Origin of the sequence: Pseudomonas sp. MF6751 (genome assembly GCF_016613265.1) — a bacterium.
GTDB lineage: Bacteria > Pseudomonadota > Gammaproteobacteria > Pseudomonadales > Pseudomonadaceae > Aquipseudomonas > Aquipseudomonas fluorescens_BV.
In genome coordinates this window covers 21,213-39,935 of record NZ_JAENSV010000044.1, presented here as the reverse complement: position 1 = coordinate 39,935, position 18,723 = coordinate 21,213, and the positions used below count along the sequence as shown (strand labels likewise).

At 60.5% G+C, this 18,723-nt stretch carries 16 protein-coding genes; 4 read left to right on the top strand and 12 right to left on the bottom strand.

The genetic code is table 11. From position 1 onward, the window contains the following. Window positions 1–136: 136 nt before the first annotated feature. The 4 genes from JJD66_RS23565 to JJD66_RS23550 all read right to left on the bottom strand — a co-directional run bounded on the left by JJD66_RS23565 (window position 137) and on the right by JJD66_RS23550 (window position 3,290). On the bottom strand, window positions 137–553 hold the full coding sequence (locus tag JJD66_RS23565) for a hypothetical protein (RefSeq protein WP_105225338.1): 417 nt from the start codon (window positions 551–553) through the stop codon (window positions 137–139). Continuing rightward, the gene (locus JJD66_RS23560) at window positions 550–1,224 is read right to left on the bottom strand and encodes a hypothetical protein (RefSeq protein ID WP_198716345.1); all 675 of its coding nucleotides are present in this window, start codon (window positions 1,222–1,224) and stop codon (window positions 550–552) included. Before JJD66_RS23560 ends, JJD66_RS23565 begins: the two co-directional genes overlap by 4 nt. Window positions 1,225–1,431: 207 nt before the next feature. After that, window positions 1,432–1,677: a DUF2789 domain-containing protein gene (locus tag JJD66_RS23555; RefSeq protein WP_200649167.1), complete on the bottom strand. Its 246-nt coding sequence runs from the start codon at window positions 1,675–1,677 to the stop codon at window positions 1,432–1,434. Between the two features lie 32 nt (window positions 1,678–1,709). Then, a complete protein-coding gene (locus tag JJD66_RS23550; protein WP_200649166.1) occupies window positions 1,710–3,290 on the bottom strand; it encodes a glycosyltransferase family 39 protein in 1,581 nt (526 codons plus the stop codon). Between the two features lie 193 nt (window positions 3,291–3,483). Between JJD66_RS23550 and JJD66_RS23545 the strand changes: the two genes are divergently transcribed. From JJD66_RS23545 to JJD66_RS23530, 4 genes are all read left to right on the top strand, one after another. Beyond that, window positions 3,484–5,646, top strand: a complete 2,163-nt coding sequence (locus tag JJD66_RS23545; RefSeq protein WP_200649165.1) for an outer membrane assembly lipoprotein YfiO — start codon at window positions 3,484–3,486, stop codon at window positions 5,644–5,646. Then, complete coding sequence (locus tag JJD66_RS23540) at window positions 5,643–6,347, top strand: DUF3142 domain-containing protein (RefSeq protein ID WP_200649164.1); 705 nt, start codon at window positions 5,643–5,645, stop codon at window positions 6,345–6,347. Before JJD66_RS23545 ends, JJD66_RS23540 begins: the two co-directional genes overlap by 4 nt. 104 nt (window positions 6,348–6,451) lie before the next feature. Further along, window positions 6,452–6,811: a helix-turn-helix domain-containing protein gene (locus JJD66_RS23535; RefSeq protein WP_014716379.1), complete on the top strand. Its 360-nt coding sequence runs from the start codon at window positions 6,452–6,454 to the stop codon at window positions 6,809–6,811. A gap of 68 nt (window positions 6,812–6,879) precedes the next feature. After that, entirely contained in the window at window positions 6,880–7,404 is a 525-nt protein-coding gene (locus JJD66_RS23530; protein WP_234452309.1) for a HipA domain-containing protein, read from the top strand. A 37-nt stretch (window positions 7,405–7,441) separates the two neighbouring features. Here JJD66_RS23530 and JJD66_RS23525 read toward each other — a convergent pair whose 3' ends face one another. The 8 genes from JJD66_RS23525 to JJD66_RS23490 form a co-directional block, all read right to left on the bottom strand. Beyond that, window positions 7,442–8,884, bottom strand: coding sequence for an efflux transporter outer membrane subunit (locus tag JJD66_RS23525; RefSeq protein WP_200649163.1), 1,443 nt, complete (start codon window positions 8,882–8,884; stop codon window positions 7,442–7,444). Then, on the bottom strand, window positions 8,881–9,939 hold the full coding sequence (locus tag JJD66_RS23520) for an HlyD family secretion protein (protein WP_200649162.1): 1,059 nt from the start codon (window positions 9,937–9,939) through the stop codon (window positions 8,881–8,883). Before JJD66_RS23520 ends, JJD66_RS23525 begins: the two co-directional genes overlap by 4 nt. Before the next feature lie 15 nt (window positions 9,940–9,954). Continuing rightward, the gene (locus JJD66_RS23515; protein WP_054896854.1) at window positions 9,955–11,490 is read right to left on the bottom strand and encodes an MFS transporter; all 1,536 of its coding nucleotides are present in this window, start codon (window positions 11,488–11,490) and stop codon (window positions 9,955–9,957) included. Between the two features lie 227 nt (window positions 11,491–11,717). Further along, window positions 11,718–12,638, bottom strand: coding sequence for a LysR family transcriptional regulator (locus tag JJD66_RS23510; RefSeq protein ID WP_003187445.1), 921 nt, complete (start codon window positions 12,636–12,638; stop codon window positions 11,718–11,720). Window positions 12,639–12,698: 60 nt separating this feature from the next. Further along, entirely contained in the window at window positions 12,699–13,571 is an 873-nt protein-coding gene (locus JJD66_RS23505) for a TauD/TfdA dioxygenase family protein (protein ID WP_200649161.1), read from the bottom strand. Window positions 13,572–13,786: 215 nt separating this feature from the next. Further along, window positions 13,787–15,151 carry an HlyD family type I secretion periplasmic adaptor subunit gene (locus JJD66_RS23500; RefSeq protein ID WP_200649160.1) on the bottom strand — a complete coding sequence of 455 codons (1,365 nt, stop codon included), beginning with the start codon at window positions 15,149–15,151 and terminating at the stop codon, window positions 13,787–13,789. Continuing rightward, a complete protein-coding gene (locus tag JJD66_RS23495) occupies window positions 15,141–17,297 on the bottom strand; it encodes a type I secretion system permease/ATPase (RefSeq protein ID WP_034125412.1) in 2,157 nt (718 codons plus the stop codon). Before JJD66_RS23495 ends, JJD66_RS23500 begins: the two co-directional genes overlap by 11 nt. A gap of 41 nt (window positions 17,298–17,338) precedes the next feature. Next, window positions 17,339–18,694 (bottom strand): TolC family outer membrane protein, encoded by a 1,356-nt coding sequence (locus JJD66_RS23490; RefSeq protein WP_198716339.1) that lies wholly within the window; start codon window positions 18,692–18,694, stop codon window positions 17,339–17,341. Between the last annotated feature and the right edge of the window lie 29 nt (window positions 18,695–18,723).

Sequence of the window (18,723 nt, the reverse complement as noted above, 5' to 3'; positions counted from 1 at the left end):
CACACAGGCGTTGGTAATACTGGCCCGCAAGCTTGCTCGGGTGGTGTTCGCTCTGCTGAAAGGGCAAAGCGAATATCAACCAAAAGTTGGTTGAGGGTTGCCCCTCAACCATAGAATCTCCCACATTAGGTCAGCGTCAGCATTTTTTGCTCCATCGCCACACGCTCCAGACTTTTAAAATCTCCGACGCACCGATCAATCCAGCCATTGCCAGTACGTTGTAATGCGGGAAAACTCGAGCGCCAATCAACAGGAGCGAAACGGAGGGGATAATGAGCACAAGACGTAAGGGGGTTTGGAAAAAGGCAAGCCACATGACTGATTTTTTCTGAAGAAAAAACATGGCACAGGATGCAAAAATTGAGGCCTGTAAAACCAACGCCCCCATAAACATGACAATTTGCACATCACTGTGCTCTCGCAAAACATCTGAGGCACTTATCACATCACTCAGATACGGAATTCTATTGTTTAAGAAACTATTGGATGAATACCAAATGAGATAAATCGCATCCATCGCTCCCCAAAATAGCCAAATTCTGCGATGGCTCATTTTGCCCCCTCCTTTTTTTCATACGCCTCATCTGGCGTGACTGGCTGCCAGTGCCACGATTTCCCGCCAATCTGCCACTTGTCCTCGCCCTCCAGAAACCGTTGCGGAGTGTGCCGAAGCTCACCATATCGACGTATGGCAGAGTCGGCGATGCGGTGCTCTTCGAAATCATTCAGTGGCACCCATTGCTGAATAAGTGTTCTGGCCGTGTTTGCTAAATCTTTGCCGTCAGAACCAAATACTCGACCTTGGTCACCCATAGATCCTAAGCGATTGGCGGCTATAATCGCGGTGTTCTTCACTCCGTCATAGTCAACGCTGAAAAAAGCCCATTTTCCCGGCCCTACCTCCTCCTCGCTAACAAACCGGCCAGAAGAGAACCCACTTGGAATACATCGCTGTGCATACAAGTCATTCAAAGCCCCCGTCCGTTCTGAAACAAGCAACCACTCTCCGCCATTAATCTTGTCAAGTATCGCTTTTCGGCCTTTCCAAGTTACACACGAGTTCAAACCTACATCACACTCTTTAATAAGCTCAGACAACCCAAGCAAACCAGAAGTAAATGGAAGATGAAATTCAACAATTGACGTCGCAGAAAAAGGGCTTATGAGTTCAATCGTCGAAGGGTCAAAACTCCGTAGTTTTCCGCGCGGAATCAGCTTTTGCATGTCGTACCCACTCATCAATAGGAGATATCCCTTTGATAAGAAAAATCGTCTGCGGCGGCTATAGTCCGTTTCCCCATGAAAAATAGGACGTTTCGCATATTTTTCGTATAGCGGGCTTTTTCAGAAAAAAAATAATTTGCGCGATCAAAACCAAATTTTTTCAACCCTCACCAGATTTTTTCAAGTTACAGCGTGGCAGCTATTTTTTTACACCCCTCGTCCACCCCGCAAGATCAGATTCAACTCATCCACCACCACCGCCCAATCCGCATCGTCGAGAATCTCCTCACGCAAAAATGCCCTCTGGCTATCCGTCCAAAAAAACGCATCCGCCAGTTTCAACTCCGGCTTGAGCGGCGAATGAGAGGCGACAAATTGCTCGATACTGACCGGGTCGTGCGGCAAGCCAAGCTGTTTGAACAAAGCCGGTAGGCTGTGCACTGGCGATTCCATGGAGGGCTCCTCATAAGTAGGTTGAAGTGAGTCTAGCGGCAGCCTTCAGGTTGCGGCGCCGGTGCGTTGCATAGCACGAACAACCGCGCCCTGGCGCCACCGCCGTCCTGGCGACTGAGTTCGTGCCAACTGGTGGGCAGCGGCGCGAATTCATCCGGGGCTTCGTTGCTGCTGATCAGCCATACCCGTCGCGTTTGAGCAGGCAGTGCTGACAGGCGATCCAGATAGATGCGGCCACCGTCCTGGTCCACCAGTGTGCCGAAACCATAGGCGTTCGGGCGAGTGGCAGTCCCGTCGGGTTTGGGGGGTGTGTAGAGCTGAAGTTGCGCGTCGGTCTGGTCGTAATACACGTAGCTGAGGTACCACATCATGTCGCTGAGGACGATGCGGTCGCCTTCCTGGTAGTTGCGATTGACGAACTCCACCGGCACGTTGAACTGGTCGTGTTCATCCACCTCGAAGTTGTTCTTTAACCCCAGCAGTTCTACGCCAACAAACAGCGCGAACAGTGCCACGCCCAGCCAGGACAAACGAGACGGCAAACGGTCGATGGCAAGCGCCAGGACTATCGGCAGGCCTAACGCATACACCGTGAGGTAGCGCTCGATAAACACGGGCGAGATAAAGGACACACCATAGACCAGCAGCAGCGGTAGCAGGCAAAACAGTGCCGGCAAGCGCGCCGCGTTATTGCGCCAGGCCGTCGATACAACCACCACGGCCAGCAGCAGGGGTAACAGCCAGAACAGCGGCGGCCACAGGCCGAGACCGTCATCCTGCAGCAAGAACTGCCACACCATCGACGGTAGCGACAGCAGATTGACCGGCTCTTCCCAACCAATGTCGCCGCCGACTTTGAGCTGTTCGACGTGCTGCACCAGGTCCAGCAGGTTGGGCAGCCAGGGTAGATACAGCAACACTATCGCCACGTTGGCGACCCACCAGGCAGGTCGCGTGATCAAGCGCTGACCCGGCGCCTGCAACCCCAGGTACGCCCAATGCACCAGCACGCACAGCGCAGTGAAGTAGTGGGTATAGAACCCGGCGCTCATCAGCAACACATACACAGCCAAATAGCGCGCGCGTTCGGGCTGCCTCACCCAGTACACCAGCGCCAGCGTGGCGCCCAGTAGCCACACGCCGAGCAGCGAATACATGCGCACTTCCTGACTGTAGCGCACCGCCGTCGGCAGCAGCGCCAACAGGATCCCCGCCAGCACGGCTGCGCGTCGGGTGGACAGTTGCCGTGTCAGCCAGACGCCCAGACCCACTACGGCAATACCGGGGATCGCACTCAGGCTGCGAATCGAGCCGATGCTGTCGCCGAACACCTCAATCCAACCGCGCAGCAGCAAGAAGTACAGCGGCGGGTGCACATCATGGGCCGCGTGAAACCACAGGTCGGCCAGGGCGTATTCGCTGAGCAACAGGCTGGAGCCTTCGTCGCCCCAGATCGCCGCCGAGGTGAGGTGGTAAAACCGCAGGGCCATGGCCAGCGCCAGGATCGGCACCCACCACAGGCGGCTGAGCCAGCCGGCACCTTCCCAGCTCAAGCGATGAAAGGCAGGCAATGCCCCGACTTTTTCGTGTTGCTCTACCACAGACCGACGCATATCGACTCCGCTACTACTGCCCTCTTACAGGACAAACACTGCGCATGCGCAAACACCGCCACTCTAGGCCAAAAGCCCTGGCCTCGCCGCTGGAATCGGACAAATCCGCAATTTGTGTAGGCCTTCACCGAAGCACGCGCCGGATCAGGCTATTATTGCCCCTTCTCCAAGGACTCAGGATCAAGGAAACGTTATGCGCATCGGTTTGCTGTCACCTCTGGCCCTGGCCCTGCTGGCCGGTTTTTCCCTACCGGCCCAGGCCAGTTCTGACGACTCGTGCTACCCCGACTGGCGGGTATCGCGTGACAGCTACGAGCCGTGCAGCAACCAGCCGTTTCTCAGCCCTGGCAACGACAGCCGAGTGAACCTGCGCCTGTTGCTGGCCGACAAAAAAGCAGCGCCCCTGGCCCCCAATGCCTTAGGCGAAGACGATTTGGCGCAAGGGTTCGGCCCGGTGCCGTTTCCGGTGTACCGCCTGGTGCCGGCTCCGGCCACGAATGAGGAGCCTGACAACAAGGCTGACGATTCACGCACAGCCGAACTCGACACGCTGCTCCAGCCCCTGGGCATCAAGCGCGAGGAGTACAAGACCGCAGGCCAGGCCTTCCTGAATGGCGAAGGCAGCCGTTGCCGCAGCAATGACGATGACAGCGCCGCGGCGTTTATCAGCCAGGTGATCAAAGCCCAGATGCCGCCCGCCGAGCGCGATGTGTTGGTAAAAGCACGCCTGCAGCTGCTGACCACCTGTGACTGGAGCCGCCAGGTCGTGGACGCGCAGTTGACCCCCTCGGCCAACGCCCAGTTGTTTCGCACCTACTTGCAGGCCGCCGGCGATTTCTACAGCGGGCGCTTCGATTACGCCGAGCGCGGGTTCGCCGCCGCCACCACCAGCGATGTGCCGTGGCTGAAGGAAACGGCACTGTACATGACTGCGCGTACGTCGCTGAATCAGGCCCAGGCCGAAGCCTTCGATGAATACGGCATGCCGCAACGCGAGCATGTGGATAAGTCGGCCCTGAGCGATGCCGAGCAAGGCTTTCTCGGTTACCTGAAAACTTACCCACAGGGCGATTACGTCGCCTCCGCCCGCGGGCTCTTGCGCCGTGTGCACTGGCTGGCGAACGACGACGCCAAGCTTGCCGAAGACTTCACCTGGCAATTTACCGAGGCCACCGACGCCCAGCGTAATGTCAGCGTCGATGAGTTGGTGGAAGAGGCCGACCTCAAGTTGCTGATGGTCGGCAACCAAGCAGCGAACAGCCCGATGCTGCAAGTGGTCAGCGACCTGATGGCGATGCGCGCCCACACCCCGCCGCTGTTGAGCCGCGAAGACCTGGATAAGCAAAAGAGCACCTTCGCCACTGAGCCGGCGCTGTTTGACTTCCTGCAAGCCAGCTATGCCCTGTACGTCGAGCACCAACCCGACACGGCCTTGAAGCACCTGCCTGCGGATGTACCATCGAGCCTGGATTACTTCGCCTTCAGCCAACAGACCCTGCGCGCCCTCGCCCTGGAGGCCAAGCAGGACTGGAAAGGCGCCGAAGCCCTGTGGCTGCAACTGCTGCCGCTGGCCAAGCAACCGCTGCAACGTGACCAGTTGGAGCTGGCATTGGCCATGAACTACGAGCGCAGCGGCCAACTGGCCAAGGTGTTCGCCGCCGACTCACCGATCAGCGCCAAGCAAGTGCGCTACATCCTGCTGCGCAACGTCGCCGGCCCCGACCTGCTACGCCAGCAGATCGCCAACGCCAGCGACCCGATCGAGCGCCAGAGCGCGCAATTCGTGCTCCTCTACAAAGACCTGCTGCGCGGCCAGTACGCCACCTTCGCCGATGACCTCAAGCAGGCCTCGCTCTCTGACGACAAACTCGGCACCAGCCTGGGCTACACCTATACCAGCGGCCAGACCTTGAAGCTGTTCCAATGGAACGGCGACAAGGCCGAATCTGGGTACGCGTGCCCAAGCATCGCGCAAACCGCGGCGACCTTGCAGAACGAGGCCAAAAACCCGCATGCGTTGAACTGCTTCGGGGAATTCATCCTGCGCAACGGCCTGGACGGCATGCCGTTGGAACAACCCCGCGCCGCCGGCAGCCTGGGCAGTACCGACTCGGACTTCAAGGGTGAAACCTTCTCGCGCCTGGACGGCTACAAACAGGTGATCGCCAACGCCAAGGCGCCGAAAACCGACAAGGCCTATGCGTTGTTCCGCGCCATCAACTGCTACGCGCCGGCCGGCTACAACAGCTGCGGCGGCGAAGACGTTGCGCCAGCGGTGCGCAAAGCCTGGTTCCGCCAACTCAAGAGCGGTTTTGCCGATACCCAATGGGGCAAATCGCTGCAGTACTACTGGTGAGGTCGCTGTGGCTAGGCTTGCTGTTGCTGGCAAGCCCGGCTTTTGGCGCCGTCGACGCCCGCGACTATGACGCCTTCTGGCTGTGGAGTGGCGTCGAGCCTCAGCCGGTGATCAAGCAGGCAAAAACCCTGTACATCCTGCAAGGCCAGATCAACGCCACGCGCCGCGCACCCCAGCGCGGTGTACAACTGATCGCCCAGGGCATGAGCGTGCCGCGCATTACTCAAGGCCACGTCTGGGTGGTGTACCGCGCCCACACCCTGCGCTGGCCGGAACGGGTCTACACCCAGGTGCTGGGCCAGGTGCAACGCTGGCGCGACGCGGGTAACCCGGTGATCGGCATCCAGATCGACTTCGATGCTCGCACCCAATACCTGCATGAGTACGCCCACTTCCTGCGCGACCTGCGCCAACGCCTGCCCGCCGACCTGCGCCTGAGCATCACCGGCCTGATGGACTGGAGCAGCAACGCCGACCCGGCCGCCATCGCCCAGCTCAAGGGTGTAGTGGATGAAGTGGTGGTGCAGACGTATCAGGGGCGGCACAGCATCCCTGACTATGCCGCGTATTTGCCGCGGATGAATCGGCTCGGCGTGCCGTTCAAGATTGGCTTGATTCAGGGCGGGGAGTGGCAAGAGCCGGGGTATCTGGGGGCCAATGAGTGGTTTCGGGGGTATGTGGTGTTTTTGCAAAACCTTTGATCTTCCAATCCTGCAAAAAACCGGCCTCGAGCCGGTTTTTTGCAGGTGGCCTTAGAGGCTTGGATGATATAAGTTACCTTTATTGCTTTAAAGAGTGATATATCATGCAAGAAACAGCGAAGCCCTACCCGCACAAAGGGTACATCTCAGAGAGAAGCGCTGAGCTGATGAGAGGTATCGGGAACGGTATCGAAATAGCCCGCATTCGTCGCCGGTTGAAAATCTCCACCATATGCAGCCGCGCGGGCATTACGCGGCAGACGTATCAGCGGCTGAGGCAGGGCGAGGCCGGCGTATCCCTCGGCGTGCTGATGAATGTGCTGAGCGCGATGGACCTGGAAGAAGGCATGGCGAGCATCGCGTCACCAGAGCTTGACCAGGTTGGGATTACCATGAGCCTCGCCCGTGAGCCTGAGCGCATTCGCACTGAAGGAGAACACGATGTCCTGGAAGCCGATTGGTAATGCCTTTGTTTTTTCAGCTCACTTAGTCGGTGACCCGGTCCCTGTTGGCGAAGTGGCGATGCATGGGAATGGATTCGTTTTTCGCTACGCCAACGGTTGGCTCGCGCGGCCCGACGCATTTGCGGTTGACCCGCGTCGACGCGGTTGAAAGTGCCGTTTCCTATTACAGGATCGCAGACGTTTTGAAGAAGGTCAGCGACGATGCAACGTTTGATATGCGTGAGCTTTACAAGCGCATGGCCTTCAATGTGCTCATCGGCAATAGCGACGACCACCTGAAACAAACCGGGCTGCTGCTGACCAGCGCCTCGGGCTACTCCCTTGCGCCAGTATTTGACGTGTTGCCCCACCCGACTCAGCTAGGCTTGCAGGCACTTATCATCGGGAATGAGGGCAGGGTATCGTCGATCAGCAATTTGCTCAGTACCCCCGAGCGCTTTGGGTTGGGAATGGATGAAGCAAGATCCATCGTCACTGATATTTATGCTGTGGTGCGAGAAGCCTCCGGCTTTTTCGAAGCGACAGGCTGTAGCGGTGCCGATGTGCGCATGCTTTCCAATGTGTGTACCCGGTTTGCAGCCGACCTCACTTAGGATCAAGGATCTCGGGCCGCAACAAAGCGCACCCTCATTACTGAGCGACTTGCAACGGATACACCGACTCCCACCCTCCTCCCAACGCTTTGTACAGCCCGACCATGGCCAACGACACGCCGGTGGAGCTTTCCACCCACTGCTCCTGAGTCGCCAGCAATGCGCTTTGCACCGTGAGCACGTTGACGAAATCCGCCACGCCTTCGACGTACTGGTGTTGGGCGGTGGTGAGGGCGATCTGGTTCTGGCGCACCGCTTCGGCCAGGCTGTCGCGACGCAATTGGCTGGCGTTGTAGCGGGTCAGCTGGTCATCGATTTCATGCCAGGCACGCAGCACGGTTTGCTGGTAGGCCAGGGCCGCTTCCTGTTGCTGGGCTTCGCGTAAATCCACCATGCCTTGCAGGCGCCCGCCGTTGAACAGCGGCAGGCTCAATTGCGGGCCGAAGGCAAAGGCACGGGAACCCCAGGAACCGAAATCCGAGAGCTGCATGGCTTGGGAACCCAGGCTGCCGGACAGGGTGATACGTGGGTAAAAGTCGCCCTTGGCCACGCCGATGCTGGCCGTGGCTGCGTGCAGGCGCGCTTCGGCCTGGCGGATGTCGGGCCGGCGTTCGGCGAGTTCCGATGGTAGGCCGATCGCCACCTGTTGCTGTGTTTGCGGCACAGGGGCGTCTTTGGACAGCTGCGCGTACAGCGCCTGGGGTGGCTCGCCCATCAGCAGGCTCAGGGCGTTGATCAACTGGTCCTGGCGCTGTTGTAAGTCCGGCAGGCGCGCCTCGATAGCCGCGACTTGAGCGGCGGCTTCGGCCACGTCCAGGTCGGTCGCGACGCCGTCGGCCAGACGCAGTTGCGAGAGCTTGAGGCTGTGGCGAGCGACGTCGAGGTTTTGCTCGGTCACGGCGCGGGTATTTTGTACGCCGCGCAGTTGGATGTAGTCCTGGGCGGTCTCGGCCAGTACCGACAACAACACGGTGCGACGGTCGTTTTCGGCGACTTCCAGGGTGGCGTCGGCGGCTTCGGTTTCGCGCTTGACCCGGCCCCAGAAGTCCAGCTCCCAAGAAGCGGAGAAGCCCATGTCCCATTGGTTGAAGGCTGCGCGGCCATTCTCGCCGGAAGGGTCGTTCAAGCCTTTGCCGCTGTTGCGCTTACGCTGGTAAGCGCCGCCGACATCAACGTTGGGGTAGCGCTCGGCCGTGGTCACCTGGCGGATAGCGCGGCTTTGTTGCAGGCGGCTGCTGGCCAGTTTCAGGTCGAGGTTATCGCTGAGGGCGCGACGCGTAAGGGCCGAGAGCTGCGCATCGTGGAACACATCCCACCAGCGCTCCTGCAAAGGGTCGCTGGTGGCGCGGCTGGCGGCCTGGCGGCCCTGGGGCTCGCTCCATTGATTGATCTGCGGGCTCTCGGGCCGCTGGAAGTCGGGACCGACCGTGCAGGCACTCAGGCTGATCAGGCTCAAGGTGAGCCAGGCAACATGTTTCATTGCTGGGCCACCTCACGCTGTTGCGCGACCGGCCGCGTATCGACGCTGGCTTCCACCGACATGCCGACGCGTAAGCGCTCGGTCAGTGGCTGGTTCGGTTCGAGGACGATCTTCACCGGAATACGCTGCACCACCTTGGTGAAGTTGCCGGTGGCGTTGTCGGGCTTGACCGAGGCGAAGGTCACTCCGGTGGCAGGCGCCAGGCTTTCCAGATGGCCTTTGAGCAGTTCGCCGTCAAGGCTGTCGACGCTGACTTGCACCGCTTGCCCCGCGTGCATATGCGACAGTTGGGTCTCTTGGAAATTGGCCACCACGTAGGCTTCGGCCAGTGGCACCACCGCGAGGATCTTGCTGCCCGGTGTCACATAGGCGCCGACCCGCACCGCACGCTCACCGACCATGCCATCCACCGGTGCGACAATGCGCGTGTAAGACAGCTGATAACTGGCCATTTCCAGCGCGGCCTGGGCGCGTTTGAGCCCACCTTCGGCGGCGTCGCGCTGGGCGGTGAGGATTTCCACCTGCTTGCGTTCGGCGGCCAGCACGGCGGTGGATTTGGCCAGGCGCGCGGTAGCCTGGTCGATGCGCGTCTTGGCTTGCTGGGCGTTCTGCACGGTGCCCGCACCGACGCCGGCGAGGTGGTTGTAGCGATTCAGTTCATGCTCGGCAAACGCCACTTCTGCGCGATCTGCTGCCACGGTGGCTTGGGCCTGAGCGATCACCGAGCTTTGGCGCTCCAGGGTCGCGCTGGCGTTTTTCAGCTGGGCCTGGGCGACCAGGGTGTCGGCATCGGCGGCCTGGGCGGCGGCGCGAAAATCGCGGTCGTCGATCAACGCCAACAGTTGGCCAGCCTTGACGCGCTGGTTGTCCTCTACCAGCACTTCCTTGATGAAGCCTGCCACCCGCGGCGCCACCAGAGTGAAGTCGGCGGCGACAAAGGCGTCGTTGGTGGTCTGGTGCTTGCTGCCCAGTACGCCCGGCGCAACCAGGTAAAACAACACGCCGATAGCAAATACAGCAATAACGGAGACGGCAATTTTGTCTTTGCGTTTCATGGAAAGTCCTTGTGGTCAGGCCGGAGCGCGAGGCGGATAGATCCGCGTGGGCATCCAGAAAATCAGCAGGATCAACGCCACCGCGACACCGGCCATGACGACGTAAAGATCCGAAGAGGTCAGCACCACGGTCTGCTCGTGCAAGCGGTGGGCGAGGCCCGGCGCGTCAGCGTCGGCCAGGGGCGAATTGCCCAGGCGGTCCACCAACATGGTTGAATGGAAATGCCCGCGCTGGGTGGTCAATGTATCCAGCACCGCAGTGGCGATCACAGCGGCCAGGCCCTTGACGGTGTTGAACCAGGCCGAGGCAAACGGCCCTTCGATGGGTTGGATACTGCCGGTGGACAGCATCAGCAGAGGCAACACGGCCATCGGCTGACCGAAAATCTGCAGCAGGTACCAGCCGTAAAAGTCGTCACGAATCCACGCCGAAGTCAGGTGAGAACTGCCGATGCAGCACAGCACCAACATGCTCAGGCCAATGCCCAGCACCCAGCGGCAATCGACCCAGCGCAGGTTGCACAGCGCCGCCACCAGCGGCAGCGCAATCAACTGTGGCAGCGCCATCAGCAGCATCACCGGCGCAGTTTGCAGCGGCCGGTAACCCTGGACCTGGGCGAGGAAACTCGACGGAATGATGATCACCGAGGTCAGCACCATCAGCACGCCGGCCAGCACGATCAGGGCGAAGGCCAGGTTGCGCAGGCCGAGCATCTGCAGGTTGAAGAAGGGCAGCGGTTGTGACCATTCGTTGAGCATGAACAGCACCAGCAACACTGTGCCGCCACACAGCAGGAAGGTAATCAGGCCCGATTCGAACCAGTCCAGGCGATTGCCCTGCAACAGGCCGATCACCAGCATGCAAATCGCCGGAAAGCCCAACAGCAGGCCACGCCAGTTGAACTGCTTGAAGCGCTCCAGGCGCAGCGGGTCTTGTGGCAAACCGTAGGCCACGGCCGCCATGGCCAGCAGGCACGGCGCGACGATCTGCCAGAACGCCCACTGCCAGCCGACGTATTCGGTCCACAACGCAGCCAGCGGCGTGCCCAGGCTGGGGCCGAAGGTGGCGGTCAGTGCGTAACCGGCCAACCCGTACAACTTGACGTTGGCCGGCAAAAAACGCAGCGCCACGGTCATCAGCATCGGCGGCAGCGCGCCACCGGCCAGGCCTTGCACGGTACGCAGCAGCAGCAGGCTTTCGTAGTTCGGCGCGAACGGGCAGAGGATGCCCAGCACGGTGAACAAACCGATGGCGCACAGCGTGAAACGGCGCAGGGAAAACGTCACCGAACACCACGGCGCGAAGGCCATGGCTGCCACGGAGGTGGCGGTGTAGGCGGCGACCAGCCACGTGCCTTCATCAAAGCCGATGTACAGCGCGCCACGGATATCGGCGAGAGCAACCTTGGTGACCATCTCGTTGAGACCGGAAACCAGTACCGCCAGCAATACGCCGAGCAAGCCGATGATGATGCGCGGGCCGAATACGGGTGGGCTCAGAGCCGTAGGTTTGGCTGCGGCCTGGAGGACGGGGGCAGCGAGGGACGTCATGAACAGGTGACTCGGAATGAGAAATACCTGAGCAGTTTAATCGGGCACTCTCATGACAAAAAGTTACTTGTTGGCAGGTTATAAGTGCGTCAGACGCAACTTTGAACATCAACACTGAACCCTGTGGGAGCTGGCTTGCCTGCGATAGCGCCAGTTCAGTAACAGATTCAGTGACTGACACCCCGCCTTCGCAGGCAAGCCAGCTCCCACATTCATCCGCGTTCGCTTTATACCGGCTGGGCTTCTAGCCAGGTGGCATGACAGCTCTCGCGCATGGTTTCGCGCAGCCACTTATGGGCCGGGTCTTTGTCGAAGCGTGGGTGCCAGGATTGGGCCAGGACCAGGGTTTGCAGTGGAATCGGCAAGGCAAATGCGCGCAGTGGCAGGTTCAGACGCTTGGCGCTCAGGAGGGCTTCCTTGGGTACCGGCAACAGCAGGTCGGAATCGGGCAGCATGAACATCGCACCGTGAAAGCCTGGGGCGATCATGGCCACACGGCGCTCCAGGCCTTGGGCATTCAACGCGGTATCGATGGGCCCACGGGCGATGCCGCGCCGGGAGATGCTGATGTGGGAGTAGCTGGCAAAGCGTGCCGCCGTGATTTCTTCGTCGAACAGCGGGTGATCTTGTCGTGCCAGGCCGACAAAGGTGGTGGAGAACAGGTTCTGCACCTTCACTTCCGGGCTGGCAGGCATGGTGTTGCTCACCCGCAAGTCCAACCGCCCTTCCCGCAGGGCTTCATCGTCAGTGTCGCCTTCGGGCACAAAGCGCAGCTCACACAACGGCGCCACACGCTCCATGGTGTCGAACAGTCGCCCGCCATACACGCCGATGAAAAAGTCATTGGCGCGCACGCTGAAGCGGCGGCGCAAGGTGCTCAAATCGACTTGGTCCGCCGAACGGAACAGCAACGCAGCCTGCTCCACCACATTGCGCACCTGGCCTTGCAGCTCGAGCGCCTTGGGCGTCGGCACCAGGCCACGGCCGGCACGCACCAGGATCGGGTCTCCGACCGCTTCACGGATACGCGTGAGGGTGCGGCTCATGGCGGCCGGGCTAAGGTTCATCCGCCGCGCGGCGCCCACCACACTGCCCTCGTCGAGCAACGCGTCGAGGGCGACCAGCAGGTTCATGTCCGGTAGTTGCATGCCAAGCACTCGTGGTCCGTTGGGAGTGAACTGGGCGCAATCCTAGCAGGCTTTATCGGGTTAGAAAGGCGCATCACCCTGAATGGTGGTGCGGTACAACTTGCGGCGCAGGTGGCTTGGGCACCCGGCGGCCAGGTGGATCAGCGAGCGGTTGTCCCAGAACACCAGGTCGTGGGGCTGCCACTGATGACGGTAGATGTTTTCCGGCAGCACGCTGTGGGCGTAGAGCTGGGCCAGCAGGTCACGGCTTTCGTCATCGGGCAAGCCGACGATACGGGTGGTGAAGCCCTCGCTGACGAACAGCACCTTACGGCCGTTTTCCGGGTGGGTACGCACAACGGGGTGCACCACTTCGGCAACCTGGGCGAGCTGTTCCGGGGTGAGGGTTGGGCGCCAGTTGCCTTCGAATTTGGTCTCGCTGTAGCGCGCCGTGTAGGAATGCGCGGCGCTGCGGCCTTCGATGGCGTTGCGCAGGTGGCTTGGCAGCTGCTCCCAGGCTTTGTGCATATCGGCGAACAGAGTGTCGCCGCCTTCAGATGGCAGTTCCTGGGCATGCAGCATCGAACCCAGGCTGGGCAGTTCTTTGTACGACAGGTCCGAATGCCAGAACTTGCCCGCATCCCCCAGGCCGATGGATTGGCCGTTCTCGATGATGTTGGAGACGATCAGGATCTCGGGGTGGTTGGCCAACAGGAACTGTTTGAGCACATGGATCTGCAACACGCCGAAACGGCGGCTGAAGGCGATCTGTTGTTCGGGGGTGATGCGTTGGTCGCGGAACACGATGACGTGGTGGTCCAGGTGTGCGCGATGAATGCGGGCGAAGTCTTGCTCGTTGACTGGACGGGATAAGTCCAGGCCGATGATCTCGGCGCCGACACTGCCGGGGAACGGGTGGATGTCGAAGGTTTGGAGGGCGGTGGTGGCAGACATTTGATTCATTCCCGGCGGACAGGGGAGTGAATTTATAGGCATAAGGATGGAAGCTTAAATACCGTTAGCGCATATGGATATGGCGTTTGGTCTGAGCTGTAGCGTGATGCTGGCGGCCGCATCGGGGGCAAGCCCCCTCCCACATTTTGATTGGTGAACACATTCAAATGTGGGAGCTGGCTTGCCTGCGATGAGGTCGGTACAGGCGCTGAAAATCAACGCTCGTGCAACGCCTCGGCCCGCGCCTTGATGATCGGCTTGAGCAAGTAACTGAGGATGCTTTTCTTGCCGGTGATGATATCCACCGAAGCGACCATGCCGGGGATGATCAGCAACGGCTTCTCATCGCTGCCCAAGTGGCTGCGGTCGGTGCGCAGAGTAATCATGTAGTAGGTGGTTTTTTTGTCTTCATCAGTGATGGTGTCGGCGCCGATGCGTTCGAGTTTGGCCTTCAGGCCACCGTAGACCGTGTAGTCGTAAGCGGTGAACTTGACCACCGCTTCTTGCCCTGGGTGCAGGAAGGCGATGTCTTGCGGGCGGATCTTGGCTTCTACCAGCAGGGTGTCGTCCAGCGGCACGATTTCGACCATGTCGCTGCCCGGCTGGATCACACCGCCAACGGTGTTGACCAGCAACTGCTTGACGATCCCGCGTACTGGCGAGGTGACCAGGGTGCGGCTGACCCGGTCTTCCAACGCGCGGCCGGTGGACTCGGCCTTGTTCAGTTCAGTACGGGCTTCGTTGAGTTGGGTCAGGGCTTCGCTGCGGAATTTGCCGCGGGTTTCATCGATTTTGCGTTGCACTTCCTTGATCGCCGATTCAGCACGCGGGATCGCCAGGGTGGTGGCGTCCAACTGCCCGCGGGTTTCCATTTCGGCGCGCTTGAGGCGCAGCACTTCTACCGGCGACACCGCGCCCTGAGCCACCAGCGGCTCGGACATGTTGATTTCCTGGCGTTGCAGGGACAACTGGCTGCGGTATTGGCCCTGCTTGGAGGTGAACTCGCGCAGTTCCTGTTGGCGCTGTACGAGTTGCTCCTGCAAGCCGCCGACTTCGTCTTTCAACTGCTGGCGGCGGCTTTCATACAAGGAGCGCTCGTTGGCGGCCTGGCTCGGCGCGGCCTTGAGCACCTCGTCAGGGATGTTCAGCGGGCGGTCATCCACCTGCGCGCTCAAACGCTCGACGCGCAGTTGCATGGCCAGGCGCAGGGCTTCGGTTTCCCCGGCGTTGGAGACAAACCGCGTGTCGTCGAGACGAATCAACGGCGCGCCGGCCTCTACGATCTGGCCTTCCTTGACGTACAGCTCGGCGACGATACCGCCCTCCAGGTTCTGGATTTTCTGCAACTTGGACGACGGAATCGCCTTGCCGTCGCCACGGGTCACTTCGTCGATCTGGGAGAAACCGGCCCACACCACCAGAAATACAAAGAACGCGATGATTGCCCAGATGGTCAGGCGGATGACCCGTGGCGCATCTTCGATCAGCGCCTTGTTGACCTCGGGCAGCGGCTGGCCCTGCAGCGAATCGGAGCCTTTGAAGTAGCGGCCGACCGCACTCTTGATGGAGTTAAGCAACACTGATCTGCCCCTTCTTCAACGCTTCCATGACCACGGCTTTCGGGCCGTCCGCGAGAATCTGCCCACGGTCGACCACCAGCAGGCGATCAACCAGGGAGAGCAGTGAGGCTCGGTGCGTGACCAGCACCACGGTCTTGTTTTGCACCACGGCTTGCAGGCGTTGCTTCAAGCGTTCTTCACCGGTGTTGTCCATGGCGCTGGTGGGTTCGTCCAGCAGCAGCATGGGCGGGTTGAGCAGCAGCGCACGGGCCAGGGCGACGTTCTGACGCTGGCCGCCGGACAGGTTCTGCCCACGCTCGCCGACTTGCAGCTCGTAGCCTTGGGGATGCAGGCGGGCAAATTCGTGCACGCCGGCCAGTTCGGCAGCTTGCAAAACCATTTCATCCTCGACGTAGCGCGCACCGCTGACCAGGTTGTCGCGCAGGGTGCCGGCCAGCAATTGTATGTCTTGGGCGACATAGCCGATGTTGTGGCGCAGTTCGCTCACGTCGATCTGGCGCACGTCCACGCCGTCCACCAGCAAGGAGCCGGAGTCGGGTTGGTAAAGGCCGACGATCAGCTTGGCCAGGGAGCTTTTGCCCGAGCCACTGCGGCCGATGATGCCGATTTTTTCCCCTGGTTTGATCACCAGGTTGATGTTTTTCAGCGCCAGGTTCTGCTGGTTCGGGTAAGTGAAGTTCAGGCCCCGGCACTCGATGGCGCCTTGCAGGGTGCGCCGGCTCATGGGGCGCTCTTCGAAGTTGCGCTCCTGGGGCAGCTCCATCATTTGGTCCACCGAGGTCATGGTGACCTTGGCTTGCTGATAGCGCGTCAGCAGGCCCGACAGCGAGGCCAGCGGGCTCAAGGCACGGCCACTGAGCATGTAGCAGGCAATCAGGCCGCCCATGCTGAGGTTACCGTCGATGATCTGGTACACGCCGAACACAATCATGATCACGCCAGCCAGTTGCTGGATCAGCAGGGTCATGTTCATCGACAGGCCCGACAGCAACTTCACCCGCAGCTCAAGCCGGCTCAGGGTACCGATGGTCTGTTCCCAGCCGTACTGACGCTCGCTCTCGGCATTGTTGACCTTGACCGCATCAAGCCCGGCGAGGGTTTCGATCAGGCTCGACTGGCGCTCGGCGGCCAGCGCCATGGTGCGTTCCATGGTCGCGACCAGGGGCTTCTGCAAGGCATAGCCGATGCCCAGGGCCAGCGGGAACGCCAGCACCGGGATCCACACCAGGTGCCCGCCGAGAATGGCGATGACCAGGAAGATCAGCAGCGTAAACGGCAGGTCGATCAGGCTGGTGAGGGTCAGCGACGCGAGGAAGTCGCGCAGGCTTTGAAACTCGTGGATGTTCTGCGCGAAGCTGCCGACCCGCGCCGGGCGGTATTTCATGGACATGCCGACGATGCGCTCGAACAGCGTGGCCGAGATGATCAGGTCGGTCTTTTTACCGGCCAGGTCCAGGCACAGGCTGCGCAGGCTTTTGAGGATCAGGTCGAACAGGTAGGCACCGCAGATGCCCACGGCCAGCACCCACAGGGTGGCGGTGGCCTGGTTCGGCACGACGCGGTCGTACACGTTCATCACGAACAGCGGTGCGGCCATGGCGATGATGTTGATCAGGAAGCTGGCGGCGATGGCGTCGGTGTAGAGCCAGCGTGAACGCATGAGGGTGTCACGGAACCACGAGCGCGCCCGCGGAATCAGGCTGCCGTGGTTGACGTCGAACTTGTGCTGCGGCTGTGCAAAGAAGACTTTGCCGATATAGTCGTCGGCCAGTGCTTCGCGCTTGATCAGCACTTCACCGCCGTCGCTTTCGCTGAGCAGGATCCGCGCTTCATCTTCGCCCTCCCAGCCCACCAGCACGGTACTGCGACCGTCCTTGAGCAACAGCAGTGCCGGCAGTGCAATGGTCGGGATCTGTTCCAACTTGCGTTGCAGCAGCCGGCCTTGCAACCCGGCCCGCGCAGCGGCACGTGGTAGCAGTTCGGCACTCAAGCGTTGCGAAGGCAGCGGCAGGCCGGTGGTGAGCATGGCCGCACTGGCCGGTTTTTGATGCAGGGCGCAGAGCGCCAACAACCCGTCGAGTAACGGGTCGTCGTGCAGTGCGCGTGGATCATGACTGAGATGAACTCGACTGACTTCAGGTTCCACGCGGGGCACTCTCGACTAACAGATGGGGCTATTGGGGTGGCTCAATTCATCCCAGGCAGTTGGACTTTAGGTTTCACGTCGTTCTGCACGACGGAGGCCATTGGTGCAACCACTCCCTGGCTCTTGAGCAATTCGCCCATGGTCGCCTTGATTCGGTACTGAGTAAATAACTGAATGTTCTTGATTTCTTCCAGGCGACGGGAAGCGGTGAACAATTCATTTTCGCTGTCGAGTAAATCCAACAGGGTACGTTGACCAAGGCTGAACTGTTGCTGGTAAGACGTGCGTACGCGGGTGCTGTGATCCACGTACTGCTGGGCGACCGGCAATTGCGCGTTAGCGTTGTTCAGGGCGTTCCAAGCCAAGCCTAGCTCTTCATTGAGCTGGCGCAAGGCGTTGTTGCGAATGTCCAGCGCCTGGTTGGCCTGGTAGGACTTCGATTGCAGGTCGGCCTTGTTGCTGCCACCGGCGAACAGGTTGAAGCGCATGCGCACCATGGCTTCCCAACCGTTGCTGTGGTTGGGATCACCGGAGACGTTGTTGTCGGCGTTGGTGCCCAGCTCAGCGTCAAATCGCGGGTAGAAGGTGGACTTGGCGGCTTCGTACTGCTTCTCGGCGGCGGAGATATCCGACTCGGCCGAACGCAGGATCGGGCTGTTGTCGAGCATCTGGCGACGGGCTTCATTCAGGTCTGCCGGCAGCATGGCCATGAACGGGGCCGGGCGCTCGAGCTGGTCGGGCATCTGGCCGACAGCGCTGAGGTAATTGACCTGCGCATCCGCCAGGTTGGTTTGCTCGGTGATCAAGTTGTTACGGGCCTGGGCCAGGCGCGCTTCGGCCTGGTCCTGGTCGGCACCGTTGCCGACGCCGCGCTCGGTGCGCAACTTGATCTGGTCGTAGATGCGTTCGTGGTTGCGCAGGTTATCTTCGGCCAGGCGTACGAACTCTCGACGGGTCAGCACTTCCAGGTAAACCTGGGCAACGGTCAGCGCCGTGCGTTCGGAAGTACCGAGCAAGGAGTAGGCACGGGAATTAACGTTGGCTTGTTGACGCCCGACTTCGCTGGAGGTGGCGAAACCGTCAAAAATCATTTGCTGCAGGCGCAGGCTGGATTCACCGCGGTTGAGCGTGTCCCAGTGATTGCCGCTGGGGTTATTGGCGCGGGTAGTAGCGTTGTCGGTTCCTTGACGGCCGTAACCGGCGTTCAGGTCGACACGCGGCAGGTAGCCACCTTGTGCCGCGCGCAATTGGTAATCGGCGGCGATGCGGCTGTTAACACCCGCCTGGATTTCCGGGTGTACATCCAACGCCTGTTGCATGGCTTGGGGCAGTGTCTGGGCTTGTACGAAACTGGCGGCGAGAGCGAACGGTATTGCCTTGAACAGGTGCAGACGCATTTAAAATTTCCCCAAGACTTCTTGTCTTA

Coding starts and splice junctions, on each gene's coding strand:
- JJD66_RS23490 (WP_198716339.1), bottom strand. CDS start 18,694: ATGCGTCTGCACCTGTTCAAGGCAATACCGTTCGCTCTCGCCGCCAGT.
- JJD66_RS23520 (WP_200649162.1), bottom strand. CDS start 9,939: ATGAAACGCAAAGACAAAATTGCCGTCTCCGTTATTGCTGTATTTGCT.
- JJD66_RS23525 (WP_200649163.1), bottom strand. CDS start 8,884: ATGAAACATGTTGCCTGGCTCACCTTGAGCCTGATCAGCCTGAGTGCC.
- JJD66_RS23565 (WP_105225338.1), bottom strand. CDS start 553: ATGAGCCATCGCAGAATTTGGCTATTTTGGGGAGCGATGGATGCGATT.
- JJD66_RS23560 (WP_198716345.1), bottom strand. CDS start 1,224: ATGCAAAAGCTGATTCCGCGCGGAAAACTACGGAGTTTTGACCCTTCG.
- JJD66_RS23535 (WP_014716379.1), top strand. CDS start 6,452: ATGCAAGAAACAGCGAAGCCCTACCCGCACAAAGGGTACATCTCAGAG.
- JJD66_RS23515 (WP_054896854.1), bottom strand. CDS start 11,490: ATGACGTCCCTCGCTGCCCCCGTCCTCCAGGCCGCAGCCAAACCTACG.
- JJD66_RS23545 (WP_200649165.1), top strand. CDS start 3,484: ATGCGCATCGGTTTGCTGTCACCTCTGGCCCTGGCCCTGCTGGCCGGT.
- JJD66_RS23555 (WP_200649167.1), bottom strand. CDS start 1,677: ATGGAATCGCCAGTGCACAGCCTACCGGCTTTGTTCAAACAGCTTGGC.
- JJD66_RS23505 (WP_200649161.1), bottom strand. CDS start 13,571: ATGTCTGCCACCACCGCCCTCCAAACCTTCGACATCCACCCGTTCCCC.
- JJD66_RS23530 (WP_234452309.1), top strand. CDS start 6,880: ATGGATTCGTTTTTCGCTACGCCAACGGTTGGCTCGCGCGGCCCGACG.
- JJD66_RS23510 (WP_003187445.1), bottom strand. CDS start 12,638: ATGCAACTACCGGACATGAACCTGCTGGTCGCCCTCGACGCGTTGCTC.
- JJD66_RS23550 (WP_200649166.1), bottom strand. CDS start 3,290: ATGCGTCGGTCTGTGGTAGAGCAACACGAAAAAGTCGGGGCATTGCCT.